Origin of the sequence: Oceanispirochaeta crateris (assembly GCF_008329965.1) — a bacterium.
In the GTDB taxonomy this organism is placed as follows: domain Bacteria; phylum Spirochaetota; class Spirochaetia; order DSM-2461; family DSM-2461; genus Oceanispirochaeta; species Oceanispirochaeta crateris.
Genome location: NZ_CP036150.1, coordinates 655,526 through 680,640 on the forward strand (window position 1 = coordinate 655,526; position 25,115 = coordinate 680,640).

General features: G+C 49.0%; 23 protein-coding genes. 7 read left to right on the forward strand and 16 right to left on the reverse strand.

Translation table 11 applies throughout. The features are described from left to right. The first annotated feature begins 16 nt into the window (after positions 1-16). Positions 17-907: a hypothetical protein gene (locus EXM22_RS03005; RefSeq protein ID WP_149485085.1), complete on the forward strand. Its 891-nt coding sequence runs from the start codon at positions 17-19 to the stop codon at positions 905-907. On the opposite strand, the gene EXM22_RS03010 is transcribed toward EXM22_RS03005, so the two are convergent. Genes EXM22_RS03010 through EXM22_RS03025 form a run of 4 tightly spaced genes read right to left on the reverse strand, consistent with a single transcriptional unit; the run spans position 894 to position 4,056 of the window. Further along, positions 894-1,622, reverse strand: a complete 729-nt coding sequence (locus EXM22_RS03010) for a membrane lipoprotein lipid attachment site-containing protein (RefSeq protein WP_149485086.1) — start codon at positions 1,620-1,622, stop codon at positions 894-896. The two genes, EXM22_RS03005 and EXM22_RS03010, sit on opposite strands and share 14 nt — an antisense overlap. A gap of 9 nt (positions 1,623-1,631) precedes the next feature. After that, positions 1,632-2,300 (reverse strand): FecR family protein, encoded by a 669-nt coding sequence (locus EXM22_RS03015; RefSeq protein ID WP_149485087.1) that lies wholly within the window; start codon positions 2,298-2,300, stop codon positions 1,632-1,634. Positions 2,301-2,311: 11 nt separating this feature from the next. Continuing rightward, the gene (locus EXM22_RS03020) at positions 2,312-3,604 is read right to left on the reverse strand and encodes a hypothetical protein (protein ID WP_149485088.1); all 1,293 of its coding nucleotides are present in this window, start codon (positions 3,602-3,604) and stop codon (positions 2,312-2,314) included. Continuing rightward, entirely contained in the window at positions 3,601-4,056 is a 456-nt protein-coding gene (locus EXM22_RS03025; protein ID WP_149485089.1) for a hypothetical protein, read from the reverse strand. The genes EXM22_RS03020 and EXM22_RS03025 overlap by 4 nt, the downstream gene beginning before the upstream one ends. A 129-nt stretch (positions 4,057-4,185) precedes the next feature. On the opposite strand from EXM22_RS03025, the gene hisH reads away from it, so the two are divergent. The 3 genes from hisH to EXM22_RS03040 all read left to right on the forward strand — a co-directional run bounded on the left by hisH (position 4,186) and on the right by EXM22_RS03040 (position 5,968). Then, positions 4,186-4,785 carry an imidazole glycerol phosphate synthase subunit HisH gene (hisH, locus tag EXM22_RS03030; protein WP_149485090.1) on the forward strand — a complete coding sequence of 200 codons (600 nt, stop codon included), beginning with the start codon at positions 4,186-4,188 and terminating at the stop codon, positions 4,783-4,785. 9 nt (positions 4,786-4,794) lie between these two features. Beyond that, on the forward strand, positions 4,795-5,559 hold the full coding sequence (hisF, locus tag EXM22_RS03035) for an imidazole glycerol phosphate synthase subunit HisF (protein ID WP_149485091.1): 765 nt from the start codon (positions 4,795-4,797) through the stop codon (positions 5,557-5,559). A gap of 121 nt (positions 5,560-5,680) precedes the next feature. After that, positions 5,681-5,968: an FmdB family zinc ribbon protein gene (locus EXM22_RS03040; protein WP_149485092.1), complete on the forward strand. Its 288-nt coding sequence runs from the start codon at positions 5,681-5,683 to the stop codon at positions 5,966-5,968. 42 nt (positions 5,969-6,010) lie between these two features. Here EXM22_RS03040 and thiI read toward each other — a convergent pair whose 3' ends face one another. Next, on the reverse strand, positions 6,011-7,195 hold the full coding sequence (thiI, locus tag EXM22_RS03045) for a tRNA uracil 4-sulfurtransferase ThiI (RefSeq protein WP_149485093.1): 1,185 nt from the start codon (positions 7,193-7,195) through the stop codon (positions 6,011-6,013). Between the two features lie 36 nt (positions 7,196-7,231). Continuing rightward, the gene (locus tag EXM22_RS03050) at positions 7,232-8,383 is read right to left on the reverse strand and encodes a cysteine desulfurase family protein (RefSeq protein WP_149485094.1); all 1,152 of its coding nucleotides are present in this window, start codon (positions 8,381-8,383) and stop codon (positions 7,232-7,234) included. Between the two features lie 95 nt (positions 8,384-8,478). Between EXM22_RS03050 and EXM22_RS03055 the strand changes: the two genes are divergently transcribed. After that, the gene (locus tag EXM22_RS03055; RefSeq protein ID WP_149485095.1) at positions 8,479-8,790 is read left to right on the forward strand and encodes an ArsR/SmtB family transcription factor; all 312 of its coding nucleotides are present in this window, start codon (positions 8,479-8,481) and stop codon (positions 8,788-8,790) included. A gap of 71 nt (positions 8,791-8,861) precedes the next feature. Here the strand turns inward: EXM22_RS03055 and EXM22_RS03060 are convergent, their stop codons facing one another. Further along, complete coding sequence (locus EXM22_RS03060; RefSeq protein WP_149485096.1) at positions 8,862-9,941, reverse strand: glycosyltransferase family 4 protein; 1,080 nt, start codon at positions 9,939-9,941, stop codon at positions 8,862-8,864. Between the two features lie 97 nt (positions 9,942-10,038). On the opposite strand from EXM22_RS03060, the gene EXM22_RS03065 reads away from it, so the two are divergent. Next, on the forward strand, positions 10,039-10,797 hold the full coding sequence (locus EXM22_RS03065) for a DUF6675 family protein (RefSeq protein WP_149485097.1): 759 nt from the start codon (positions 10,039-10,041) through the stop codon (positions 10,795-10,797). 53 nt (positions 10,798-10,850) lie between these two features. On the opposite strand, the gene EXM22_RS03070 is transcribed toward EXM22_RS03065, so the two are convergent. After that, the gene (locus EXM22_RS03070; RefSeq protein ID WP_149485098.1) at positions 10,851-12,170 is read right to left on the reverse strand and encodes a BamA/TamA family outer membrane protein; all 1,320 of its coding nucleotides are present in this window, start codon (positions 12,168-12,170) and stop codon (positions 10,851-10,853) included. A gap of 109 nt (positions 12,171-12,279) precedes the next feature. On the opposite strand from EXM22_RS03070, the gene EXM22_RS03075 reads away from it, so the two are divergent. After that, a complete protein-coding gene (locus EXM22_RS03075) occupies positions 12,280-13,299 on the forward strand; it encodes a 3-dehydroquinate synthase (protein WP_168203314.1) in 1,020 nt (339 codons plus the stop codon). On the opposite strand, the gene EXM22_RS03080 is transcribed toward EXM22_RS03075, so the two are convergent. From EXM22_RS03080 to EXM22_RS03115, 8 genes are all read right to left on the reverse strand, one after another. Further along, positions 13,286-15,766: a helicase-related protein gene (locus EXM22_RS03080; protein WP_149485100.1), complete on the reverse strand. Its 2,481-nt coding sequence runs from the start codon at positions 15,764-15,766 to the stop codon at positions 13,286-13,288. The genes EXM22_RS03075 and EXM22_RS03080 overlap by 14 nt on opposite strands. Then, positions 15,763-17,070, reverse strand: a complete 1,308-nt coding sequence (gene hisS, locus EXM22_RS03085; RefSeq protein WP_149485101.1) for a histidine--tRNA ligase — start codon at positions 17,068-17,070, stop codon at positions 15,763-15,765. Before hisS ends, EXM22_RS03080 begins: the two co-directional genes overlap by 4 nt. A 31-nt stretch (positions 17,071-17,101) precedes the next feature. After that, complete coding sequence (locus EXM22_RS03090; RefSeq protein WP_149485102.1) at positions 17,102-18,301, reverse strand: MFS transporter; 1,200 nt, start codon at positions 18,299-18,301, stop codon at positions 17,102-17,104. Between the two features lie 95 nt (positions 18,302-18,396). Further along, a complete protein-coding gene (gene hydF, locus EXM22_RS03095) occupies positions 18,397-19,611 on the reverse strand; it encodes a [FeFe] hydrogenase H-cluster maturation GTPase HydF (RefSeq protein WP_149485103.1) in 1,215 nt (404 codons plus the stop codon). Further along, on the reverse strand, positions 19,608-20,936 hold the full coding sequence (locus EXM22_RS03100; protein WP_149485104.1) for a lyase family protein: 1,329 nt from the start codon (positions 20,934-20,936) through the stop codon (positions 19,608-19,610). The genes hydF and EXM22_RS03100 overlap by 4 nt, the downstream gene beginning before the upstream one ends. Beyond that, positions 20,933-21,976 (reverse strand): [FeFe] hydrogenase H-cluster radical SAM maturase HydE, encoded by a 1,044-nt coding sequence (gene hydE, locus EXM22_RS03105; RefSeq protein WP_149485105.1) that lies wholly within the window; start codon positions 21,974-21,976, stop codon positions 20,933-20,935. The genes EXM22_RS03100 and hydE overlap by 4 nt, the downstream gene beginning before the upstream one ends. Before the next feature lie 4 nt (positions 21,977-21,980). Next, positions 21,981-23,363, reverse strand: a complete 1,383-nt coding sequence (gene hydG / locus EXM22_RS03110) for a [FeFe] hydrogenase H-cluster radical SAM maturase HydG (RefSeq protein WP_149485106.1) — start codon at positions 23,361-23,363, stop codon at positions 21,981-21,983. A gap of 434 nt (positions 23,364-23,797) precedes the next feature. Continuing rightward, positions 23,798-25,081 (reverse strand): glycosyltransferase family 4 protein, encoded by a 1,284-nt coding sequence (locus tag EXM22_RS03115; protein WP_149485107.1) that lies wholly within the window; start codon positions 25,079-25,081, stop codon positions 23,798-23,800. Positions 25,082-25,115 lie beyond the last annotated feature (34 nt).

Here is a 25,115-nt window from a genome sequence, read left to right on the forward strand (position 1 = left end):
TTCAGGAGATTGTTTCATGAAACGTAAATACTTAGCTTTTGAGATCCTACTTTTTGTCTTCTTATTCTTTAGTTGTACCACTCCTCCTGTCGAACTCCCTCAAAATACAGATCCTCTGATCGTTCTTCCCCGTGAGGATGAATTCTACCTACTGGTTAGGCCGTCTGACCATTCCCGCTTGAGTTTTGAGATCCTACGTGATTTGCTGCCCCTGAATGAGAGTGAAGTTTATCCGGCTTTAGAAAGAACAAATGAGACGATCCTGAGCGGTATGTTTCACTCAACCCTCCAATTCTCGGCTAAAATGTCCGGTGATTTTCCCGCTTATTTTGTAAGGCGTTCTCTTAAGAAGTCCCCTTTCTGGGAGAAGGTGGAGGATAAAACCTACAGAGGTCCCGGTGATATCCTGGCAGATACCCTTTACAAAGATATCTTTCTCGCTGCCAGCGAAGAAGAACGTTTGAGAGATTTACAATCATTACAAAGTTCAGATTTTTCAGATTTTCAGGGTATCCTGAATCAAGATGATCTAGACTGGTGGCTCAGTGGAACCCCCGCATTGATGCTCTATCTTCCTGCAATATCAGCCTTTCCCCTGCCACGGGGACTACCCTCTGTGTCGGAAGATTCCTCCCTCATGTTCTCACTGATTCCGATTCCGGAACAACCGGGCATGTACACATTAAATGGTGAATTACGCTTCTCCGAAGCGCGGACTGCCAAGCTTTGGGCTCTGGCTCTGAGGTTTTATCTAGGGGGGAGGCTGGGGCTGTCTTCTCGACAGGAAGAACAGAACGCCCTGGCCAGCCTGTCATTGAACACGGAGGGTTCCGTAATTCATCTGACAGACTGGACCATGAGCGCCCGTGGATGGGGCGATTTTATCGCATCCTTTAAAGAGCAATAAGCTTGATTTTAATAGAGGTCTCTGAATCATCAAAGGATGTCAAGTTCAGACGAAGTTCGTTGATTTCTGTGGCATCAAAGTAGTATTCTCCAGTAGCATAGTCCAACTCATCAGTCGTAGCTGTATAAACAGCTTCAATTCCTGACAGTTCACTGTTGTTGAATTTTACTATTTCCATATCCTTGGCATTGGTGGTTATTTCCAGTAGAAAGTCTGTCTTCAATTCTTCTTCGGGAACGCCAATGGTGATGACCTCTCCGCTGAAGGAGATGGAAAACCCTGAATCTTCAGGATCGCTGAAGTCAAAGTCTTTCCCATTGATCCTGGGGGATATCCCGGGACCCATTTCTATCTCTAGTTCGTTAAATCCGGCTTCTATGGTCACTGATTCCACGGCCATGGACAGGACTTCACCATCGTCATCCATCAACAGGGCTAAAAAGGAGTAATCTCCTACGGGTATACCTGTAAACAGATAGTCTCCGCTGAAGTTTTTAATGTCTTCTAAAAAGTCAAAGTTATAAAGTACATCCTCCTTGACAAATCCCATGGCGGCATCCACCACGGTTTCTCCATCACCGGCAATGTACCGTCCGGAACTTCCTTCAGATAAATTGATATAGGCCGATCCCTGATCGCTTTCATCAACCAGATTATCACATCCGCTGAGTACGAGCACAAAGGCTGCTAGTGCGGCAAATAATATTTTTTTCATATAGTCCTCCTAGTATAGAGTAATCACAGCGTAACCGGTTTTCCCGCTCTGTGATCCTGAGTCTTCTCCATCATCATCTCCGTCAGTCTGTCCCGTGTTGGTTCTGACTCTTCTTCGAACCATGGCTTCTTTTGAGGGAGAAAGCAGGCCTGGTTGGCCGTTAATCATGGTAATTCTGGATGCCTGACCGCGGCTGACGCCGAAGCTGAAGTTTCCTACTGTAAACCGGACCACTCCTTCATTAACAGAAAGGCTGCCGGGTGACATGTCAAATTCGGTTCCCCTCACGGCAGCTGTGCTCACCGGAGTTCTCACCCGGAAGTCATGGATGCTGGCCTCGTTCTTTTTTACTGAGGCATTGATGCGTCCGCTGCCCATAAACAATCTTGTATTCTGATCGCCAGAACTGCCATTGCCGCTAATTTCCTCTACTGTGATCCTTGTGAGAGCCTTAACCGTAACCTCGCTGCTGTCGTTGATCAGCAGTGTAGCCGTAGAGTTGAACCCCGTGGATATTCTGCTGTTCATAGAAAGAGTACTCCCTTCCTCAGCCTTGACCCAGGTCGTCGTACCTGGTTTCATAACTTCGACGAGTCCTTGTGTTTTACTGATCATCACATCCGAAAAGACAGGGATGCTGATCATAAACAGAATCAAAAATAGACATATTTTTTTCATGGTTCTACCTCTTAAAAGCTGAAGGACAGATCGAAACCTACCCTAAAGAGTACTGGAAGATAGTCTTCCAGCAGCTCATTGATTGTGATGCACTCTCCCGGATAGAGAGCGCCCATTTTGAAAGATCCACCGAAGTCAGAGCTGGGGCGGAATAAAAAGGAAAGGAGGGCTTCCTGTCCTATAAACAGGTCATCCACTCCGTTGTTTACAACAAGGGAGGATGAAACGGGTCCATCCACGGTGCGCATCAATGTGGTGGTGCTGATCTCGGTGGCGAATTTTTTGGAAGATGACAGGTTGATAAGCAATTCCAGGCTTGTCAGGTTTCCAGGAGTCAGGTTGACAACATAACCCTTTCCGGCTCCGGATGAGATAGGCATGAACTGGTTTTGATCTCCCGATGCTCCCTGTCCGTAATAATCACTTCTGTTATCCCAGGTTTCGCCCGATGAAACCAGGCCGCTTAAGGAGACGAAGCTTGATGAAAAGCCCGGGAGAAAGAAGAGCTTCAGTTCCGTAGCCGTGCCGTTGGAGGCAACAGAGCCGTAGTTGCCCATCTGGTAGATAAAACCGCCCTCATAGGCCAGGAAGGGCAATAGGTAACCGTCCAGTCTGAGTTGTGAGTAGATCGTATTGAGCTTTTCGCTCCCAGCAGAGATATCTGAGTCATCCAGCAGGTCCTGCTGGGCCAAAAAGGAGACATCCATGCTCATTTTGCTTCCCAGTAACTCGGGAAAACTGTAGCCAAGTTCTTCAATGAGTCTGGGAGACCCCAAAGAAGATCCATCTCTCTGGGTGAGGTCACTGCGGGTCATGGCGACGGTTGAGGCAAGATAGTGCACCAGACCGGTATAGCCCAGCTTGGCTCTCAATGTTCCTGGTCCCAGGAGAATCCCTCCGGAGGCTCCGTCTGCCTGATGAGCAAAGACCATTCCCGAGGCATCTCTCATCCTCTGCCGGCCTGCCCGGTAGTAAATATTTTCATAGCTGCCGTAAACATTGGCTGCCTTGATATTGGGATAAAAGTCTCCCTCCAATCCCAGGTAGGAGAACTCCTGGCTTAAATTCACCGCAAAACCGGCTGTCCCCTTATAGGCAAGGGCTCCTTCCAGATTGAAGTTGACCAGGTCGTTAACAGACCCCTTATACCAGAGAGAAAAACTATCTGTGGTGGTGGCCTCGGCCATGGTTCCGTTGATATCCGGGGCCTTCACACTCAGGTCTATACGGGCTCCTCCTGTATGCTCATAGGCACTCAAAAAAACAGGAAGGATCAGAAAAAGGGAAATCAGATATTTTTTCATTGTTTGGCCTCCTGTATTTCGAGAGCCATGGAGAGGGAGTCCAGGACCTCAACAGGGGTCATTTTGTGATTCACATAGGGAACCCCCGTAATATATCCCTGATAACCTGCTTCAAGAGCGGCTGATCGGGGAGACTTGGTAATGGTATACATGATGCCGCCTTTTATATTGAAGCTCTTAAAAAGGGCCAGATGAAACAGCCCGCTTGTCATGGCCTGGTCATCTCCTTGTGTCAGCTTCTTTCCCCAGGACTGTTCCTCTGCCCAAGAAATTGCATCAGCAGGAGCCGCATCGGAAGGAAGTTGTTCCGTTGCCTGTGCTATGAGGAGCAAGGATGTGGGGACATCTGCTTCCTCCCTTGATAAGAACTGATCCATCACTGCATTGGATTGAGCCGGCAGTGCCAGTATGGTCAGAGTCAGGAATAGTAAAAAAATAATTGATTTCTTCATAGTACTTATATTGTAAAGCCTTTTTTCAACTTTTCCACCATAATATGATGAATATTCTGTTACTCTTGCACCTCTTCCTCCCTTTCTATAAAATTGAATTTCACTATTTTTAAGCAAGGATTGGGCAAAATGATCGCTGTAGTTGACTACGAAGCAGGGAATTTGAAGAGTGTGGAAACCGCTCTGGAACATCTGGGGGCCGATTTTATTATTTCTTCCGACCCTCTGGTGTTGGCTGAAGCAGACAAGATGATCTTCCCCGGTGTGGGAGAGGCTGCTCAGGCCATGGCCGTCCTGACCAAGTCGGGTCTGGATAGAGTCATCAAGGATTTTGCCGCCACAGGAAAACCCCTACTGGGTATCTGTCTGGGGTCTCAAATCCTTTTTGATCACTCCGAAGAGTCGGATACAGATTGTCTTGGAATATTACCCGGAAGAGTACGTCGTTTTTCTTCCAAAATGGGACTCAAAATTCCTCATATGGGATGGAATACCCTTACACATAGTGAGCACCCTCTTTTTAAAACATTGCCCCAGGATAAATCTTTTTATTTTGTCCATTCCTACTATGTGGAACCCCAGGACGAGGCGGATATCATTGGTTCAAGTGATTATGGTCACTCTTTCACCGCCGCCGTGTCCAGAGGGAATGTCATGGCCACACAGTTTCACCCCGAAAAGAGCGGGGAATGGGGTCTGCTGATTCTAAAGAATTTTATCAATTTATAGGGGAAACCGATGCTGCAGAAAAGAATCGTTGTCTGCCTGGATGTCCGGGACGGGAAGACGACTAAGGGAATTAAATTCAAAGGAAATATTGATATAGGTGATCCTGTCGAGATGGCGGCGCTTTATTACGATCAGGGTGTGGATGAACTCGTCTTTTACGATATTACCGCCTCTTCTGAAAAACGGGGCATCATGATCGATGTTGTCAGCCGGGTGGCTAAGACCATTTTTATTCCCTTTTGCGTGGGAGGAGGAATCTCCTCTCTGGATGACATGAAAAAGGTCATTGCAGCGGGAGCAGAAAAAATATCCCTGAATTCGGCTGCGGTGAGAAATCCGGACATCATCAATCAGGGAGCCCGTCACTTTGGTAATCAGTGTATTGTGCTGGGTATGGATGCTAAGGCCGATCCGGCCATGCCCTCAGGGTACCGGGTTGTCATTGACGGAGGCAGGAAACAGACCGACCTGGATGTCCTGGCCTGGGCCTTGGAAGCAGAATCCAGAGGCGCCGGTGAAGTGGTTCTGAATTCTATTGATGCCGATGGGACAAGAGAAGGGTATGAACTGAATCTCACAAGAATGATCAGTGAAAATGTGGGTATTCCCGTTGTTGCCTCGGGAGGGGCGGGGAAACCAGATGATCTGGCAGATGTGCTCACCAGGGGAAAGGCCGATGCGGCATTAATTGCCAGTATGGTTCATTTTGGAGACTATACCGTACCGGGGATTAAGGAATATCTGGATGAAAAGGGAATTCCTGTCAGACTTTAAAGGGAACTCTTGACTCTGTAAGCATATCTCATTATTTTTTGTTTAACAAAAAAGATTTTTTTGTCTTTTTCAGGAAGGGTGGAAAAATCAAATATCATAAAACACTACAGGAGAGGTAATAATGCCAACCTATGATTATAAATGTGAAAGCTGCGGACATACTTTTGAACACTTTCAGTCCATGGCTGACGACCCTCTCAAAACCTGTCCCGATTGCCAAAAAGATAGCCTCAAGAGACTGATCGGCGGCGGTATGGGAGTGATCTTTAAGGGGAGCGGGTTCTATGTGAATGACGCTAAAAAGAGTTCTGCCACTTCCCAGCCCCTCAAGGATAAAAACGATTCAAAAGAGAGTTCTGCCAAACCGGCGGACAGTGGTAAAAAAAGCGAAACAAAGAGTGCTTCCTAGGTTGCAAATGGCCATCCATCCCTGGATGGCCTCATGTCTTATCTATTCCTTGAGCCTCTGAGGCGGAAAGTAAAACTTCTCCGCCTGCGTCTCTGCTTCTGCCAGCAGGGCATCCATTCCTTCTATCGTTTCCCATTCACTTTGGGTCTTTTTCAAGTCAGGTCTCACATCAGGATGGTCCGGGCTGAAGAGGCTGCAGCAGTCATCATAGGGCTGAGTGGAGGTGTCAAAGGCTTCAATCCTGCGGGATATGAGGATTGTTTCTTCCTTATCCATTCCAATAAGCGGTCTAAAAACAGGCAAATCTACAGAACTATTGGTATAAGCCAGGCTTTCCACGGTCTGACTGGCGACCTGACTCAGGGCTTCTCCCGTGATAAGGGCCAGATCTTTTCTCTTGTGAGCCATGGACTGGGCAATCTTCATCATCGCCGCCCGGGAGTGGAGGGTCGTTGTTTCGGGGCGGACCGATCGATTGATCTGAACCTGGACATCCGTAAAGGGAACCGTATAGAGGGTGATGCCTCCCGTCCAGGGGGCTATGATCCTTGCCAGGTCTTTGACCTTTTCCAGGGATTCCGGGCTGGTGTAGGGGGGTGTGTGAAAGTACACTGCATCCAGGCTCATACCCCGTTTTGCCATGAGGTAACCGGCCACGGGAGAGTCAATGCCTCCTGAAAGTAGGAGCATGCCCTTTCCTCCGCTGTGCACGGGAAGGCCTCCGGGGCCCTTGTGGGTAAATCCGTAGACATACCCCTTCTCCCGCAGTTCAATATGTATGATCCAATCGGGGTTCTTAACGTCCACGATGAGTCCCGGAATCTTTTCAAACACCCGGCCGCCAATCTCGGCTGAATAGCCGTAATTATCCAGAGGAAGGCTCTTGTCTACCCTCCTGGTTTCTACCTTGAATTTCATGCCCACACCGGCATCTATGTTCTGCTGGGCTACCAGAAGGGCTTTTTCTTCCAGAGCATCCAGTTCTTTGGCACAACTATAGGAACGGGTGTATCCAACGATCCCGAACACCTTGGAAAGGCAGGATGAAACGTATTCTTCGTCCAATCCTTCGCACTCCAGATAGAAACGTCCGCTCCTGTTGGTTACCCTTGTAGGGTAGGGGCGGAGGATTTTCTTAATATTGTTCTTGAGCTGACGCTCGAAGAGGCCTCTATTCCCTTTTTTCAGGGTAATTTCGCCTATTTTTATCAGGTATAAGTCACTCATGAGGCCATCATATCAGATCGCCCTTCATAAAGGCAATCAGCGGATGGCCCGGCCCAGCAATGAGGCCTGTTCTTTTAAAACTCTCAATAAGGAGCTGATTTCCTCCTCTGTTGTGTTAGGTCCCTGGGAGATGCGAATGGAGCTGAAGGCCGTTTTAGCATCGATACCCATGGCTTCCAAACCTCTGGTACGGCTCTTCTTCTGGCTTGAGCAGGCAGATCCCGTGGAGAGGGCAAAACCAGCCTCATCCATGACCCGTACCAGAACTTCTCCCGGCAGTGGAGGAAGGGCACAGTTGAGTATCCAGGGGGTGAAGTGGAGGTCATTCTCCAGTCTCTCTTGGGGGAGAAGTCTGGCTCCGGGGATTTCCTTGATGCCATTCATCAGAAGAATCATCCTCCTGCGGGCGGCCTGGGAACATTCCAATGCCTGGGGAACTCTCTCCAGAGCCACTGTCATCCCAGCAATTCCCGAAAGATTTTCTGTTCCCGGTCTGAGTCCTCTTTCATGGTCTCCACCGGCATAGACTCCAGAGAGGGGCTTCTTTTCGTATAAGAGACCGACCCCGCGGGGACCTCTGAACTTATGGCTGCTGATCGAGGCTGAATCGATTCCCAGGGAGCCGAGGTTCAGGGGGAGTTTCCCCGCATATTGAACAAGGTCGCTATGAAAGTGGATTGGTCTCTTTGATTCGGCTTTTCTAGTCACTTCAACAAGATCATTCAGGGGTTGTATTACACCGCTTTCATTATGAACGCCCATGATAAGCACCATTTTTGTATCTTCTGTTAAAAGGCGGCTCAGCTTTTCGGGGCGGATCAAACCGTTTGAACCGGCTTTGATGACTTTCACGTCCCAACCCTGTTTACTGAGGGCCTGGGTGGGCTCCCAAACCGAGGGGTGCTCCATGCCGCTGACAATCACACGGCCCTTGTCCCGCCTCGTCAGAAGTGAGGATATGATCATATTGTTGGATTCTGTTCCCCCCGAAGTAAAGATCAACTCTTGGGGGGTACCACCCAGAATGGCCGCACAGCGGGAGCGCATTTCTTCCAGTTTCTCATGGGCCCTGCGTCCTTCCTGATGGAGAGACGAGGGGTTTCCATAATAAGTAAGGGCTGTTTCATTCATTATATTTTGTATATCCCCATAGGGAGGGGTCGTAGCGGCCCAGTCGAGGTAAATCATCTTTTAACAATACCAGAGCAGCCCTCAGGGGGGCAAGAGGATCTATCTGACAGATTTTAATTGATTAAATCAGATTATTCTGCTAATTTCTATATATGGAAAATAAATGTAACTGTCCGGAAGAACTGGTGGAAGGATATGCCAGAAAATTAAAAGTTTGTGGTCACCCCCTCAGGCTCAAGATGCTGTGCCTGATAGAACGCCAGGACTGTTGTGTCTCAGAACTCTGGCAATGCCTGGATCAGCCTCAACCTGTGATTTCCCAGCACCTGGCAGTGTTGAAGGATAAAGGCATTGTGGATTCCGCAACGGAAGGGAACAAGAGGATCTACCGGATCGTTGACCCCTTTGTGCAGAATATCATTGCCGGGTTTGACGGTATCCTGCCCGAAAAATCTTCTCAGTAAGAAAAACAGATAACCGACTCGTAAGAGTCGGTTTTTTTAGGCCCGGAGGATTTTTTTGAATTGGGTCTTGATTAGCTTTTTTTGTAATGCCTATCCCAATGCAGGTAGAGGAAGAGGGTTACAACCAGCAAAAGAGCGATCAAAATGGATACATAACGCAGTGGACCCTTCACGAGAAGAAAGAGAAGTACTGCAAATCCCGCGACGATCTGCAGACCGATTATAATGGAGAGAATCTGCCTGGCATCCAGTTTCAGGTCCAGAAGTTTGTGGTGCATGTGCTCCTTGTCGGGGCTGAAAAAATGCATTCCCTTCCGGCGTCTGCGGAGCATGGCTGCCAGAACATCGGCGATGGGGATAAAGAGCATCACCACAGGCATGACCAGACTGTCTCCCGATTCCGGGCTTCCCAATAGAGGGAGGAGGGCCAGGATGAATCCCAGGCTTAGACTGCCCGAATCTCCCATAAATATTTTGGCGGGAGGAAAGTTGTAAAAAAGGTATCCCATAAGGGAGCCCAGAAGGGTAAAACTGATGATGGACAGCATTATATCGCCGCTGATGAGAAAGGCGATGCCATAGATAAAGCAGGCAATGGATGAGATTCCCGCGGAGAGTCCGTCCAGGCCGTCAATCAGATTGATTGCATTGGTCATACCCACCAGCCAAAAGAGGGTCAGTAAAGGGCCAAACCAGCTCAAATTGAGGGTGATTCCCCAAAAGGGAATCGTAAAAAAACGGATACCCGCACCCCCTAGGATCACGAGGAGGGCGGCAAGAACCTGACCAAGGAGCTTTTTACGAGCCTTCATATCGGTAAAATCATCGAGAAGACCAATGATAAAAATCAGAATCACTCCCAATAAGATCAATAGGGGATTGTGATGGGGGCTCAATCGGAATAAGACCGAAGAGTGCAGTAATTTTGATGTAACAAGGCTGGTGATGACAGAGGCGATGACCAATGAAGCCAGGATGCCGATGCCACCCAGACGGGAAATCAGTCCTGTATGGATCTTCCGCTCATCATGAGCATCATCGTACCAGTTTTTTTTATGTGATAAATGAATGAGTCCTGGAATAATATATAGGTTGAATAAAAAGGCCAAGGCTGTAGCTGTAAAAGCGAGTAATAGATTCTTTATTTCCATGAAAACCCTTGCTTTGTCTGATTCGTAATCTGAGAATCATCATACCTTAGGGGTGCAAGCCTTGTCCAGAAGGTAATCTTTTAATATATTCTCCACTATGATGATACAAAAACAAATGATTTTATCAGTATTGGTGCTCTTGTCTGTTTCTGCTCTCTTAGGTGCAGATCCTTCGCCCTTGAAAGAGGGGTCTAACTACCTTGAACGGACTCTCAACTATGTTGAAGACAGTTCCAAGGTGGCACTCATGCCTGATTTTGCATCCAAACCCCAGTTGGAGCGAACGCTGAGAGAATTCAAACCCAGCGGGATTGTGGAACTCCTTTATACCATGCCTCTTCCCGAAACTGGGAATAAGGACATGATGCTCCATATTCTCCAGAGTCTCTCTGCCATCAGCACCCTGGAAGGCATCGAATACTGGTCAGGAAGCCGGCAGGCCATGTATCCCTATTTAGAGGAAGCCTATGCTGTAGAAAAAACAAGAAGCAGCCGCAAAGTGGCCGATCCTGTTTTTACAAGCCTGCCTAAGGGGCCTCAGACAATCTCGGTGTTTCAGAATGATACTACTTTTGGAAAAACCTGGTATGATGTGAGTTTTGAGGTCAAAGGCAATTCGATCCGTTTGTCCATGATCAACAGGACGACTATCCGTTATAAGTTTTTCCCCGTCCTGCGGGATGAAAGGCTCCTCATCGAGATGATCATCATTCCCCGGGAAGAGGACCTCCTGTTCTATGGAATGGCCGCCTTCCGTCTGGGGAATACCTTTGGAATTGAAATAGATTTGGATGAGTCCTTTGATCACAGGATGAGTGCTCTCCAGACCTGGTTTTCAAATCAGACCTACCCTTAGGCCTTAACTGGAAAATACCAAGGCAATACCATGCCTTGGTAGTATCAATCTCCTCAGTAATGGAGTGAGCTGGTAATTTCCAGCTCATATTTACCCAGATCGCTAAAAGACAGGTCATTACTCAAATCCACACCAATAGAGGCTCTGGCATGAAGGCCTTTCAGCTTGTCCAGATAGAGTATGAAATCCGCACCTGTTCCATAGCGGAGGTCACTGTCCGGGTCTATAGATTTTCCATCCCTTTGTGCAAGGCCAATGTCAAAAAAGGGCTGAAACTGCGCTTCTCCCACTCCTTCCCATTGGATCACTCCCAGGGTCAGGTCGTTACTTAGAAAAAATCCAGTAACTCCGTACATGGTGCTGTCTTCAACCCCTCTTAAATAACTTCCCAGGCTGTTTATATCATCATTGAAACTGATCGTTCCCGATGCCCGGCCGGAGTAGTTGACTCTGGAATTGATGATCTTATAGACACTGGTCTGTCCATCCATATACACCTTGACCTGGTCGCTGGCTCCGGATCTGCTGATATAACGGATGGAGTTTCCCAAAGAGGCACTGAATCCTTCTCTAAAATTATTCTTCCAGTCTACCTTGCTGTAGCCGCCCCCATGATTGAATGAGAGGTAGAAGGGCTCTTCATTACCATCTGTACCGGTCCCGCTGTATCCGTAGTTGATTCCGATGCCGGGGCTCACCTTATAGTAGTACTTATTGTCCGGACCGAAGGGGAAGGTTGTGGTCACATCCGCCGAAGTGTTGTAGTAGGTATACTTTTCAAGGTATTCTCCATCTTCCTTCTTTTCGGCATAGGCTTTCTGCTGCATGATTCCGAAATCGTATTCTAAATTACCGATTTTTACGTCGTTCAGCTGGGGATTGAAGGTCCAGGAGGTATTGTTCCAGCCCTGATCTTCGCTGTCGTACTTGAAGGTGATATTGGTTCCCAGATAGAGGTTGTTCAAACTTCCAAAGGCGTTGTTGTAATAGACCTTCATTCCCAGACGGAAGCCCTCGTTTGAGTTGTATTTGGGGTACGGTATGGGATATATGTTCCAGCTGTCTTCTACCTTTACAAGAACTGAATAGAGGATTGTTTCCTCCTCTTTTTCTTCTTGAGAGAGAGTGAGGCTTACATCGTTGAAGACTCTGAGGTTGATCAGATCCTGTTGCTGCCGCAAAACGGCCTGTTCCAGACTTTCCCTGTCGGAATACTCAGTTCCTTCTTTCAGATCCATTTCCCTAAGGAGTGACTGTTCCCGGGTTGTTCCGTCAATTTGAATAATAAATTGTTCCAGTTTATGGATTTCCTGAGCCATAGCGGTTCCGAGGAGGCTCACAAAAAGGGTTGCAAAGATCATTATTTTTTTCATGACATCACCCTATCACAGCCTGTTTGAATTTCACAAGCCTTTTGCTCCCCCAGTGAGCCTGTTTTTTTACCCCTTTACCCCCAGGGTAAAGGAGTTTTATACTCCTGTTATGGAAATCATTAAATCATTCAGTTTCGGCGGTTTTCCCAGTAAAGCCGTATTATGCAATAAACAAGAACTTCTCCCCTCTGATACGGCCCTCTTTGTCGCCGATCATCATACCCGGGAACTCATCAGCCTTCCCGAGGGCCTGGCTGAGGTCACCCTCATCCCCGGTGAAGAAGGAAAACAGTGGGATGCGGTAGACAAAATCCTGAAGACCGCCATGGAAGAAGGCCTGGCCCGGGATTCCCTGATCTGCGGCGCCGGGGGAGGGGTGGTCACCGATATGACCGCCTTTGCCGGTAGCCTGTATATGAGGGGCTGCCGGGTGATCCTCATCCCCACTTCACTTCTGGCCATGGTGGATGCCGCCCTAGGGGGAAAGACAGGCATAGATGCCGGTGTATATAAGAATATGATCGGGACTTTTTATCCTGCCGAAGAGGTTAGAATCTGTCCGGAACTCCTCAGGGATCTTCCCCTCAAGGAGTATATGAATGGATTGGGTGAGGTCCTAAAGACGGCCATCATCGGCGATGCCGACCTGCTCCAGCTCTTAGTCGAAAAGAGAGAGGCCGTTCTGGCCCGGGATACGGAGATCCTTTCGGAGATCATCAGACGCTGCATTCTCGTAAAGGGTGCTCTGGTGGAGGAAGATCTGAGAGAGAAGGGCCGGAGGGCTTTTTTGAATCTGGGGCATACCTTCGGTCATGCTCTGGAAGCGGTGAGCGAGTTCCGTTGGAGCCATGGTGCTGCCGTTATCTGGGGGACCGTAAAAGCCCTGGAGGCCTCTGTTCGTCTCGGTCTGGCATCTCCTGACTGGGCGGAGGAGATGAAAAGTCTTTTTCTCGGTTATGGATATGAACTGGAGGCCTTGGAAGATCCTCAAGCGATCCTGGAGGCTATGAAGATGGATAAGAAGAAGCAGAAAGGCAAACTCCGTTACATCCTTCCCGCAGGGCCTCAGGATATTCGCATTGAATTCCTGGACCCCGACTTTGTATTGGAAGTCCTTAAAGTGAAATAAAGCTGTCCACTCTCCGGTAGGCCTTGTTGACCAGGCCCCATTGTTCTCCCTCCATCTCACTGGAGACTTGGTCTGCCAGGAGTTCCAGTGAGGCCAGGGATTCGTTGACAGCGGAGGTAAAGTTGCTGACAGAGCGGAACCAAAAGTGTCCTTCTCCATCGGTCTGAAGTGAAATGATACCGTAGGATGATTTTTTCCTCTTCCCCGACGATGAAATCTTCAGGAGGATGTGCATATTTTCAGCCAGTTCGTTCATGTGTTTGTTGTTTTCTATGCTGAAATTCTTACTGGGGATTCCCGAGAGGATATCTTTTTTGGGGTTAATCTTCGTGATGATCTTAAACATCAGACTCAAGGGGGTTCCTTTGAGTATTTCACGTCCATCCCAACTGAGAATTCCCTTCATTCCCTTGTAGTCAGGCCACTGATCGGGGGCCATATTTTTTAATTCCTTCCAGGCCGAAGTCCAGTCGATGAGGGCCATTTTTTTCTTGCCCTTCTTGGGTTGAACCACAGGAAAGGACGTTTTGCCAATGGTGATCCCCTGACTTGTATCCCTTTTCTTCTTTTCCTTGATCCGGCCGACTCCCTGAGGTTCCAGCTGTAGAGCTAAATCCCTATTGGTTTTGCTGATCAGCTCCCTTGTGAGGGGAGAGACCGAACGGGCGTAGGTCTGGCTGGTACGGACAATCTCACCGGCTACAATAAAGGGCGGACTCTCTCTGAACATGGTTGAACCGGGATGGATCAGAATCCTGTCTGCCGTGAGGCTTTTGTAACTGCCCCGGCCGGAACGGACACAGACAAACTGAATGTTTCCCCGGGCGCAGGCGCAGAGGTAGTCATCTAGAGATCCCCCCTCGCCGATGGGTATGCCCATGCCTCCCACAATGTCTTCAAGCTGTCCCTGAATATTAACAAGCTCCGACATGGTTCTTTCTTCAAGGTAGTAACGTTTGCAGAAGGCACTCTGGTCACTGCTGGTGTTGAATCCCTCAAAGAGTTTTAAGTAGGCCGCAAAATCCCCTCTGTTGTCCCTGAAGTGGTGGTGGGCCCGTCGGGCTTCCATCTCTTCACCCTGGGGCAGGAGGTAGGGGCTGTTGGTACTGAGAAAGGCCGCGGCGATCAGGGTTTCCCTGATGACGCTTGGATAGTTCATGATGGATTCGACGATCATCCTGGCATGGCGGGGCATGAGGGGGAAGGGGGTCATCATCCGGCCTACGGCGGTGAGTTTATTGCTGTTGTCCAGAGCATCCAGGAGTTTCAGAGTTTCTACCGCTCCCATAATGCCCTTCCGGCCCGGGGGAGAGATGAAGTCAAAGCTCTGGAAGTTGCTGATGCCCAGTTCCGCCATCCTCAAGACGACCTCAGCCAGGTCTGTCCTGTAGATTTCTTCTCTTGTAAAGAGGGGCCGGGATGTGAAGGAATCTTTAGGGTAGAGGCGGTAGCAGGTACCCGGTTGGGTTCGTCCCGCCCGACCTCTCCTTTGATTGGCAGAGGCCTGTGATATTTCCGTTTCGACCAGGGAGGATGTAAAGGTTCTTGGATTATAAAAATTCTGTTTTGCCAGACCAGAGTCGATTACGGTAGTGATTCCCTCAATGGTCACAGATGTTTCGGCAATGTTTGTGGAGACAACCACCTTGGTTTTTCCAAAGGGCGTCTTGGTAAAGATCCGTTCCTGCTCTTCCTTGCTGAGGCGGCCGTAGAGTGGCTGGATGACCAGCTTTTTCTTAACAGAAGACAGGTTCAGCATGGCGATTGTATCTTTGATGATTTTTTCGCCCGACAGAAAAATCAGGATGTCACCCTTACGACGGTCATTGACAGCCCGTTCCACTATGGTGGTGATTTTTGCTGCCAGCTGATCCGGATCACCCAGGGTGGCCGGAGGGTCATAAACCATGGCTACAGGATAGACCGGGGTTTCTATTGTCACCACGGGAGCCCTGTCAAAGTACTCGGAAAACATGGCTGCATTGATGGTTGCCGAACTGATGATAACCTTGAAGTCGGAACGTTCGGCTAGAATGGTTTTTAAGAGACCCAGAATAAAGTCGATGTTCAGGCTGCGTTCATGGGCCTCATCGACCATGATGACAGAATACTGATGGAGTAAAGGGTCTGTCTTCATCTCCTGTAGGAGAGTCCCGTCGGTCATGATTTTCATCCGAGTTTCGGGGAGGGTATTGTCTTCGAAGCGCATCTTGTAACCCACCATTCCGGGTACCTTGCTGCCTGTCTGACGGGCAATGTAGTCACACACCGAGAGGGTGGCAATACGTCGAGGTTGGGTCACTCCGACCATTCCCCGGGACGTGTATCCCGCTTCATGAAGGATCAGGGGGATCTGGGTGGTTTTACCCGATCCTGTGGGGCTTTCCACCACCACAACCTGATGTTCTTCAAGACTCTTTAGAATACGGGCTTTTTCCCGGTATACCGGGAGTTCTTTAAAATTCAATCTATGATTTCTCCTGCCTTTTTTAAGGCTTCCTCCGGAGTCAGTCCCTCAAAGCTCTCCCTTGTCTTCAGGTTTTTGAGGTTGACCGTTCCGGCTTCTTTTTCGTTACTGCCGCAAATGAGGGCCAGGGGGATTCCCTTGGCTTCGGCAAATTTGATCTGGTTGACGAATTTTTTGGATTCGTGGTAGACCTCGCAGCGGAATCCCGCCTCTCTGAAATCTTCAGCCAGTTTGTGGTAGTATCCCACAAGATTTTTATCCATGTTGAGTATGAGGAGCTGGGAGTGGCTGTTCTTCTGAGCAGATCTTCCCAATTCCTCCAGTCCTGCCATAAGACGGTCCAGACCGATGGAACTTCCCACTCCCGGAAGAGATTCCTTGGTGTAGAGACCGGCCAGGTTGTTGTACCTGCCTCCCGAACAGACGGAACCGATGGAGGGCAGGTCATTCAGGAAGGTTTCGAAGACGATCCCTGTGTAATAGTCCAGACCTCTTGTGATGGAGGGGTCAAGTTCAAAGGCGTCTTCCAGGTTCAGTTCCTGGATGTAGGAGTATATCTCCTTGAGACGAAGCGTATCTTCATCCTCACCTCCCGCCAGTTTCTCCATCTTGGAAAGGGTGGCCGAGAAGGTCTCCTCCTTTTGAATGAAATCCAGGATTTGAAGGGCCGCTGGAGCATCGGATATTTCTGTGAGAAGACGGAGCACCTCTTCCCGTCCAATCTTCGCAATCTTATCCACCGTTCGAAGCACTTCTTCACTCTGTTCCCGCAGGCTCAGAAGCTCCAGAAAACGGTTGAAGATGCCCCTGTGATTCAGCCTAATTGTGCATCCCGGAACTTCCAGTGCCTTGAGGGATCGGCGCATCATCATCAGAATCTCAAAGTCCGCCGAGGCGCAGTCGGTTCCCACAATATCAAAATCGCATTGGGTGAACTCTCTATAACGTCCTTTTTGAGTGTTTTCACCCCGCCATACCTTGTTGATATGGTAACGTTTAAAGGGGAGGTAGAGATCGCTGCGGTTCTTGGCCATAAATCGGGCAAAGGGGATGGTCAGGTCAAATCTTAGGGCGATATCCCGCTTTCCATTGTCGAAGAACCGGTACATCTGTTTGTCCGTTTCTCCACTGCCCTTGCCCAAAAGGACTTCGGTATATTCCAGTACGGGTGTGTCTATGGGGACAAATCCGTAACCTTCAAAGGCATCCTCTAAGAGGCGGATGACCCGTTTTCTTTCAATTTCTGTGGCTGGTAGAAAATCTCTGAAGCCTTTCAGGATCTTCGGTTCAATAATGGTACTCATATACCTATATTGACCTTTTACACGAGGAAATTCAAGCCTTACTTTTTCTCTCGGGCAGACGGCTTTCCAGGGCAATGGTGATAAGGAGGGTGAGAAATAGAAGGGGAATGACCCCAAAAGCGGCCTTGAGTCCCCAGGTATCCCCAATCCAGCCCATGACCCATACGATGATTGAAAATCCAGGGATTCCAGCTGTTGACAGGAGGATGAAAAGCATGGTGGAGTCTCCCTCCATCCTGTCGGCCGCATAGGATTGTATGGACGGCCAGAAGCAGGCCACAGCCAGTCCGGCAAAAAACAGGAGGATCATCAGGGGAATCAATCCTTTTAACCAGAAAAATCCCAGGCTGAAAAGGAGTCCTCCCAAGGCGGAGAAGATTATAAGAGCAGCCAGATGGCTCTGTTTGATCCATCCGCTTGCCAGTCTGCCAGTGATCATGCCCAGGGCGAATAAGGCCGTTCCAAGAGCCCCTGCCCGGGGAAGGGTTTCGTAATAAAGCTGTATATAGCTGGCACTCCAGAAGGTGTAGGCCGCTTCGGTACCGCCGCCGCAGAGCATGGCCAGGGCAAAAACCCAGAAGCGTCTCTTTTTAATTAAATCCTTGGTGTGAGAGAGGGGATTCTTGTAACTGTTATCAGGAATCTGTCCTGTTTTATGGGCATGACGGCTGCTGAAGAGAAAGAAAAATGAAATCATTGTGAATACAAATGCCAAACCCGTTAAAATCGCTCTCCAGGGAATGTTCCGTGACAGGAGTTCTCCCACTGACAGGACTGTCATCAGTACTCCCATGGAAAAAAAGGCGTTCACCACATTGAGGTAACGCCCCGAGTCCTTTGGATGGAGGTCCTGCACAAGAGGATTGATCAAGGCTTCCAGAAGCCCCCCTCCCAGGCCAATGAGGATCATCGCCGCCAGAATGACGGGGTAGCTGGGAGCCGCTGCATAAACAAACAGACCGGCGGCAAGGAGAAATCCTCCTGTATTCAGCAGGGCTGTTTTTCCAAAGCGGGAAGCGGCCAGACCGCTGATCAAAAGAACGGCAATCAAGAGGATGGTGCGTACCGCTTCGATCCCGCCCCCTTCAGAGAGGTTCAAATTCATCTCTTTCATCAGGACTATCAAACAAATGGGAGTGGCTACCATACTGGCCGAATACGCCATAAGACTCACCGAACTGGCAATGTCCATGGTGGTCATCTTAAGGCTGCTTGGTTTCATTTCATTCATGGGGCCATCATAAACCGGAATGGTGGCTCATACAATCCTTGATTTTTCCCATTCATCAACCCAGGACCTATTCCTCCAGACGCCTAATTGGGGTCTTAAACGCTCTCATAAATCTCCATCAGATCATCGAAGGGTTCCAGGGCCCTGGGTAATAAGCCGTTGGCCCATGCCAGAAATAAGCCGTAGTTGAGAACAGGGATATTTCTGGTTCTGAAAATTTCCAGCCGTTCGTCCATGGCTTTCTGGGTGGTCATACAACCCGCACAGTGGATGATCATATCCCAGTCTTCCGGGTGTTCCGGGAGGGTTCGGCTATGGGCAAACTCCACGCGTGAACCTACCAGCTGCCGAAAGAGCCTTGGAATTTTCACCGTTCCCAGGTCTTCGGCCTGTCTGTGATGAGAACAGTATTCCATCACCAGGACCCGGCCGTTTTCAGGGAAATTATCAAGGGCTTTCAGGCTCCTGATGAAAAAGGCGGGATCTCCTTTTTTACGGGCAAAGAGCAATGAAAAAGAAGTGAGGGGCTGGTCCTCCGGGATATCAGCCGCCACCTTGTGAAAGGCCTGACTGTCGGTGATCACCAGCGAGGGTTTGATTCCCAAATGATTATAGAAATGATAGAGCTCCCGTTCCTTGACAATCAACGCAGCGCAATCCCTGTCCAGTAAATCTCTAATGGTTTCCACCTGGGGCATGATAAGCCGTCCGGCGGGAGCCGCAAGGTCAATGGGGGTGACCAGCAGAACCAGATCCTGCTCCTTCACCAGTCCTTCAACCGGGGTCATCTCTTTTATAAGACTCATGCTGAACTTTTCCATTCTTTTGATAAGCGCCAGAACCGTTTCAGCTTTTGTGTTGTCCACAGTGATCAGCCGGTCCTTTGGAAAAAAATCTTCTTTTCCATCGGCTCTGTCTCTGTCTGAAAAGGTCAGAACACCCAACCAGGGGCGTTTTTGCTCTTCCAACCAGGCTTTGAGCTCTCTTTCTTCCTGGCTGGGAGAGCGATCTATGGGACTGACAAAGAGGATCAAATCGGCGCTTTGCATCCGTTCCCGACTCTTTTTTACCCTCTGTTCACCCAGCTTTCCCAGGTCGTCCAGTCCAGCCGTATCTGTTAGGGCGCACATGCCCAGTTTTCCCAGTTCAATCTTACGGGTCACGGGATCCGTTGTGGTTCCAGGAACCATGGAGGTAATGGCCACCTCTTTTTGAAAGAGATTATTCATCAGTGAAGATTTACCCGCATTCCTGACCCCTGCCAGTACAATATGCTGCAGTTCTGCCAGGGCCGTTTCTGTTTGACTCATATTTTTCCTCCCGAGGTTAAATGGTGTAGATGAAGGCGGTCTTCCAGCTCTTTGAGGTCCATGCTGCTGTTTTGTGATAACCATTGAATCAGCTCCTGCCTATCTTTTAAACCGGCTTTTCGCAGGAGAGGGAGCAGTTCTTTTACATTCTGGTAACCCAGGGGCTCCCTCAGAGTATTGATCAGGGCCGATGAATTGACAAGGTGTTCCTCCATGAGGGCTCTATCAGGCTTTAAAGCCGGCAAAAGCCTCTCTGATGCGGTAGACAGTGCCTTGGAGAGTTTTTCACCCATGCGGATCATATGCTCCGCCATGAAGGGCAAGTAGGCATTGAGCTGCAGTTGACCTTCGCTGGCGTAGCGCTTGACCAGATCTGCGGAGGAATGAACATCCAGGGACAGACCGCGGATCAGTTCAATCAGCACCGGGTTGGCCTTGGAGGGCATGATGGTAGAGCCAAACTGCTGCTCCTCCTGGGGAATCTCTCCCAGAAAGGTAGAGGAATAGAGCAGAAGATCTCCGGTCCACTTGATAAGATTTTCGGCGCAGAGGCCTAAAACTCCGGCGCTTTCTGCCAGCGAATCCCAATGGGCTACCTGGTCGCAGAGGTTTTGACTCCGGCACAAGGGGAGACCCGTAATCCGGCGCAGAGCCTTTTCAGCGGCAAATACGTATTTTCTGGGGGCGGAGAATCCCGTCCCTACCGCCGTACCTCCCAGAGGAATCAGGCGCAGCCGTTCTCTCACCTTGTTCAGCCTCCAGCGGTCCCTCTCAACGGGTCCGGCCCAAGCGCCGAAGAGCTGGCCCAGAGTCATGGGCAGGGCATCCTGCATCTCAGTCCTTCCGGTCATGACCCACTCCTGGTAAAGAGTTTCACGGGACACCAGCTCTTCCTGAAGTCGGATTATTTTTGATTCTATCTCTTCTAAAAGACGGAAGCTCATGAGAATGACCGCCGTTGACAGGGTGTCGTTAGTGGACTGGTACAGCCCAATATGCTCCAGGGGATGGGCCTTGAACTGACCCTTCGTCCGGCTGTTGCCCAGGGATGACAGGACCTCACAAAAATTCATATGAAGGCTTGTTCCAGCCCCTCCCTGAGCCAAGGGGAGGGGAAATTGATTGTCATGGTCTCCTCTTATCACCTCAAGTGCCGCATCTTCCAGCAGGATAAAAAAGTCGGGAGGGTAGAGGGAGGCTTCTTCCTGTTGGGCCCGAATGCAGGCCAGCTTGACCTCTCCGTAGGCCTGTATCAGTTTTCTGGGGGTCTGTCCCTCACCCAGTATGGCCAGGGCTTTTTCGGTTTCTCTCCCGTAATGCCTCATCCTTGTACCCCTTCAAACCGGGGAGGATCGCCCCTGTCAAAACTAATCTCCCGTCCCAGAGGTCTTATCCTCATGGACAGGCATCCAATACACTGTATTCCGCTTTCATCGAGGCAGATTTTACCCGGATAGAGCTGGTAGTCCTTTTTGAATTCAATATGGGTCAGGTTGGGCATGAGAACATTTGCTCCGGCGGCAATCATCTGTTCCCTGCCATCCTTACAAAGAGACCCAGCCGCCGTTGTGGCCGGGATATGAGCCTCGGGAAGGGCCAGTCTCAACAACGCCACACCCCTGATTGATTCTTCTAGGGGCTTTTGAGCTGCCTTACCCAGAGGGGTCTGTGGGTGAGGGATAAAGGGGCCGATTCCAACCATATCCAGTTTGAGTCTTTGAGCCAAAAGCACATTCTCCAGCCTTGTTTCTGTTCTTTCTCCCGGCAGTCCCAGCATATAACCGCTGCCTGTTTGGAAACCGGCTTCCCGGATGTATTCCAATGCCATGAGTCGTGCCTTCAGTGTACTTCCATTCCTCACATAGGCATGAAGTTCAGGATCAGAGGTTTCAAAACGGAGGAGGTAGCGATCGCCGCCGGCAGCCTTCATCTCCTTATATTGGTTGAGGCTTCTCATTCCGCAGCTCAGGGTGACCGCCGCCTCGCCGCCGGTGAGGGCCTTAATGGCCTCTACCAGACGGCAAATCCTGTCATTGTCAAACTGGGGGTCTTCTCCTCCCTGTAACACAAAGGTTCGGATTCCCCTGTCAAAACCGGCTTGAACGGCCTCCAGCAACATCTCCTCTTCAATGCGGTATCGATGAACCTCCCCATTGTCGTGACGAATCCCGCAATATAGACAGTTGCTCCCGCAATAATTTGTGTATTCCAGCAGTCCCCGGAGAAGAACATGGGGTCCGTGAACCCTGTGGCAAAGCTCTCCACCCCTGGTGATGAGCTCTTGTGTGGTGGCATTGTAAAATAGTTCTTTAATCTCTTGTGGACTCAGAGCTTGTGGTCTCTCTTTGTTTTCCATACTTTGCATAACCTTAAAGATAGATGTCCCGCTCGCCGGCGGTTATTTTTTCCAAGGACGATCGTATGTTTCCTTGGACAACAGAATCACTCTCTTCCTCTGTTAGTTTATTGATCAGAGCAAATCCCTTTTGGCGGGTTTCTTCACCGGCAAAATCCATCAAATACTCCGCAAATGAGACAATCCCGTTGGGAAGGCAGTAGTGTTTGATCAGTCCCGGTTTCGCAAGATCCATAAAGTCCTGCCCCACACGGCCTTTGCGGTAACAACCCGTACAGAAGGAGGGGATGAATCCCATGCCCACCATATCTGCTAAGACCTCTTCCATGCTCCTGTGGTCTCCCAAGGCAAATTGCTGGTTTTCAGCTTCTTTTTCGGTATAACCCCCTATGGAAGTTTTGGAACCGGCAGAAACCTGGCTCACACCGTATCTGAATAGTTCCTGTCTTAGTTCTGCCGATTCTCTGGTGGAGAGTATGATCCCCGTGTAGGGTAGGGAAAGGCGGATGACGGCAATGATGGTTCTGAAGGCGTCGTCATCGACGGGAAAAGGGACATTCTCTGTCAATTCAGAACCGGGAGCAGGCTCAATGCGGGGAACACTGACCGTATGGGGACCGCAGCCGTATAGCCTCTCCAGCTCTTCGGCATGTCTCATCATAGCCAGTACCTCGAAGCGGTGATCCCCCAGTCCGAAGAGAGCTCCTATTCCGACATCATCGATGCCCGCTTCCATGGCGCGGTGCATCACAAACAGTCGGTTTTCATAGTTAGACTTGGGGCCGCTTATATGGTATTTCCTGTAAAGGTCTGGATCATAGGTTTCCTGAAAACAGATATAGGTGCCGATGCTGCACTCTTTCAGTTCTTTAAACTGATCAACACTCAAAGGGGCTATTTCTACATTGACCCTACGAATGGAGGCTCCCTCTTCATTGACCGAATAGATTGTTTTGAGGGACTCTTTGAGGTATGCCAAGGGGTAGTGCCCCGATTCCCCTGAAAGGAGTAGGAGACGTTTATGCCCTTCCTTTAGAAGCATGCGGGTTTGCTGGGTTATTTCATCCTGATTCAGCTTACGGCGGGCAATATCCTTGTTGTCTTTTCTAAAACCGCAGTAGAGGCAGTTATTGCTGCAGTGATTGCCCGAATATAAAGGGGCAAAAATCACCATCCGTTTACCGTAAATTGTCTCTTTGGCTTTTTCCGCAGCGTCCATGATGAGGCGGATCTGTTTTTCGTCTCTTACAGCCAGTAGAGCGGCCGCCTCTTCTGTGTTCAATCCCTTGAGTTTTAAGGCTTTGTCTAAAATCGCTTCCATTTCCACCTGGTCCGGTGCCCTACGGGATGCCAGTTTTTTGAGCTCGGAGACGTTTAGAAATTCGGGGTAATCCATGGTTTCTCTCCTTCAGGTCGTGACCCTGAGGTTCGTTGATTTTGATGAATCCTGGGCAACCGGCCTAAGCGGGGAACCTTCAGATCTTGTGTAGTATTTTATGAGAGACTCCTTTGTGTCAACCTGAATATGGGGCTATTCGATAAAATTGTAACGATTATTGACAAAGAGGAGCGAATTGGGAGAAAATATAGGGGAATAATAAAAAAAACCCCCTGTATTACACCATTACAGGGGGCTCAAAAAACTGTCTATAAAGGAATCTATGTCATTTGATCCAACGTTCCAGAAGGAGCGGGAATCCCCAAGCAGACTAACAGACATGCTTAAGTTGTTTTAAATATAATTAGGATTGCCTAATTATGCAAGAAGAAAAATTAAAAAAATATGATAAATATAATAATCAATCATATATGTCGATATAATATAACGTTTTAGTCTCTATCCTCACAATCTTGAATGTATTGGCTTCCAAAGACGTTTGAAAGAAGACTGATCAATTTTGTCTTCAATGTGGCAAAACCATAGTACTGTAAAGCCAGCATATAGTTTTTTTCGCATATCCTTTTGACCTCATCTGGGTTGTCCAGCAGGTGCTGTACTTCCTTGATGGTTTCGTCTGTAATAAAATCATCAATCTCGACAACTTCGAAGCCCTTGGGTCTAATATCTGTTGCATAAATGGAATAGTTATTCACCAGAATGGGCTTCTTAAACCATATGGTTTCCAAAAACGCGTTTCCAAATCCCTCTATCAGGGACGGGTAGGTAACAAAATCGGCATAGGGATAAAGATCCTGAAGGGTATAAATTTTGCGGCCATCGGAGGTCCTTCCTCTCTGATCCAAGATGATATCTTCCACAAAGATGGCGCGAACATTCAATAATCGGGCATAATCACGCACCCTCTTTTCATATTCGAATCCCTCATCTCCCGAAGCATGGGAGATGACAAAGGCCGCCTTCCTATCCAGGCGGGAGACCATTTCCAGAGCGTGTTCTATCCCCTTTCTCTGGACAACCCTCGTAGGCTGTAGAATCAAAAGTTCATCCTCTTCCACACCGAGGGCCTGACGGATATCGCTGTTATATTCGTCCTTACCGGGAGGGTCCATCTCAAAATGCATGACATTGGGTATCAGAGTTGATGAAATTCCTGTTCTCAAGGCCAACTGGTTCTGCCCAGAAGTGTTGATTACCACATGCTGAATATTCCCGAGGTGGGGAGGATAGCTGGAGTTGATAAAATCCCAGACACAGTTTGTCAGAAACCGTTTTCGTTCCCAGAAAAAGTCGTGATGATGGGCGATGATAGGCATACCAGTTTCGGCGGCAAACTCCGTAATGGCCAGACCCAGGGATACATTCAGGGGAATGGTCACCGCATTTTGAGGGATGAGTAAATCAATCTTGAATTTTTCAACAAACTGATAGAGGACTTTTTTGATTTCCTGGCGCCAGAAATGAAGCTCTCCGGTTAACTCCTCGGGACGGTTCTTCTGACTGAAGCACTGCTCATAAATCTTCTTGGTAACGGGGTGCTGAAAATGCAGTTCAGGATATTCCATGGAAACAGCCGGATCACGGTCAAGCTCACCAGCCAGGTAAAAATTATGGTTTCCCATATTCTTCAGGACTTCCGCCCATTTTGCAATTTCCAGGCTGACGCCGTCTGTCCCGGCAATTCTGAAGGAAACAAAGCCGATGTTTTTATTCATGAAAAGCTCCTGATATTCGTTCTATTTAAATATT

What these genes read in the sequence shown, in the direction of transcription:
- EXM22_RS03005 (WP_149485085.1), top strand. Translation starts at nt 17, where the DNA reads ATGAAACGTAAATACTTAGCTTTTGAGATCCTACTTTTTGTCTTCTTA.
- EXM22_RS03010 (WP_149485086.1), bottom strand. Translation starts at nt 1,622, where the DNA reads ATGAAAAAAATATTATTTGCCGCACTAGCAGCCTTTGTGCTCGTACTC.
- EXM22_RS03015 (WP_149485087.1), bottom strand. Translation starts at nt 2,300, where the DNA reads ATGAAAAAAATATGTCTATTTTTGATTCTGTTTATGATCAGCATCCCT.
- EXM22_RS03020 (WP_149485088.1), bottom strand. Translation starts at nt 3,604, where the DNA reads ATGAAAAAATATCTGATTTCCCTTTTTCTGATCCTTCCTGTTTTTTTG.
- EXM22_RS03025 (WP_149485089.1), bottom strand. Translation starts at nt 4,056, where the DNA reads ATGAAGAAATCAATTATTTTTTTACTATTCCTGACTCTGACCATACTG.
- hisH (WP_149485090.1), top strand. Translation starts at nt 4,186, where the DNA reads ATGATCGCTGTAGTTGACTACGAAGCAGGGAATTTGAAGAGTGTGGAA.
- hisF (WP_149485091.1), top strand. Translation starts at nt 4,795, where the DNA reads ATGCTGCAGAAAAGAATCGTTGTCTGCCTGGATGTCCGGGACGGGAAG.
- EXM22_RS03040 (WP_149485092.1), top strand. Translation starts at nt 5,681, where the DNA reads ATGCCAACCTATGATTATAAATGTGAAAGCTGCGGACATACTTTTGAA.
- thiI (WP_149485093.1), bottom strand. Translation starts at nt 7,195, where the DNA reads ATGAGTGACTTATACCTGATAAAAATAGGCGAAATTACCCTGAAAAAA.
- EXM22_RS03050 (WP_149485094.1), bottom strand. Translation starts at nt 8,383, where the DNA reads ATGATTTACCTCGACTGGGCCGCTACGACCCCTCCCTATGGGGATATA.
- EXM22_RS03055 (WP_149485095.1), top strand. Translation starts at nt 8,479, where the DNA reads ATGGAAAATAAATGTAACTGTCCGGAAGAACTGGTGGAAGGATATGCC.
- EXM22_RS03060 (WP_149485096.1), bottom strand. Translation starts at nt 9,941, where the DNA reads ATGGAAATAAAGAATCTATTACTCGCTTTTACAGCTACAGCCTTGGCC.
- EXM22_RS03065 (WP_149485097.1), top strand. Translation starts at nt 10,039, where the DNA reads ATGATGATACAAAAACAAATGATTTTATCAGTATTGGTGCTCTTGTCT.
- EXM22_RS03070 (WP_149485098.1), bottom strand. Translation starts at nt 12,170, where the DNA reads ATGAAAAAAATAATGATCTTTGCAACCCTTTTTGTGAGCCTCCTCGGA.
- EXM22_RS03075 (WP_168203314.1), top strand. Translation starts at nt 12,280, where the DNA reads ATGGAAATCATTAAATCATTCAGTTTCGGCGGTTTTCCCAGTAAAGCC.
- hisS (WP_149485101.1), bottom strand. Translation starts at nt 17,070, where the DNA reads ATGAGTACCATTATTGAACCGAAGATCCTGAAAGGCTTCAGAGATTTT.
- EXM22_RS03090 (WP_149485102.1), bottom strand. Translation starts at nt 18,301, where the DNA reads ATGAATGAAATGAAACCAAGCAGCCTTAAGATGACCACCATGGACATT.
- hydF (WP_149485103.1), bottom strand. Translation starts at nt 19,611, where the DNA reads ATGAGTCAAACAGAAACGGCCCTGGCAGAACTGCAGCATATTGTACTG.
- EXM22_RS03100 (WP_149485104.1), bottom strand. Translation starts at nt 20,936, where the DNA reads ATGAGGCATTACGGGAGAGAAACCGAAAAAGCCCTGGCCATACTGGGT.
- hydE (WP_149485105.1), bottom strand. Translation starts at nt 21,976, where the DNA reads ATGCAAAGTATGGAAAACAAAGAGAGACCACAAGCTCTGAGTCCACAA.
- hydG (WP_149485106.1), bottom strand. Translation starts at nt 23,363, where the DNA reads ATGGATTACCCCGAATTTCTAAACGTCTCCGAGCTCAAAAAACTGGCA.
- EXM22_RS03115 (WP_149485107.1), bottom strand. Translation starts at nt 25,081, where the DNA reads ATGAATAAAAACATCGGCTTTGTTTCCTTCAGAATTGCCGGGACAGAC.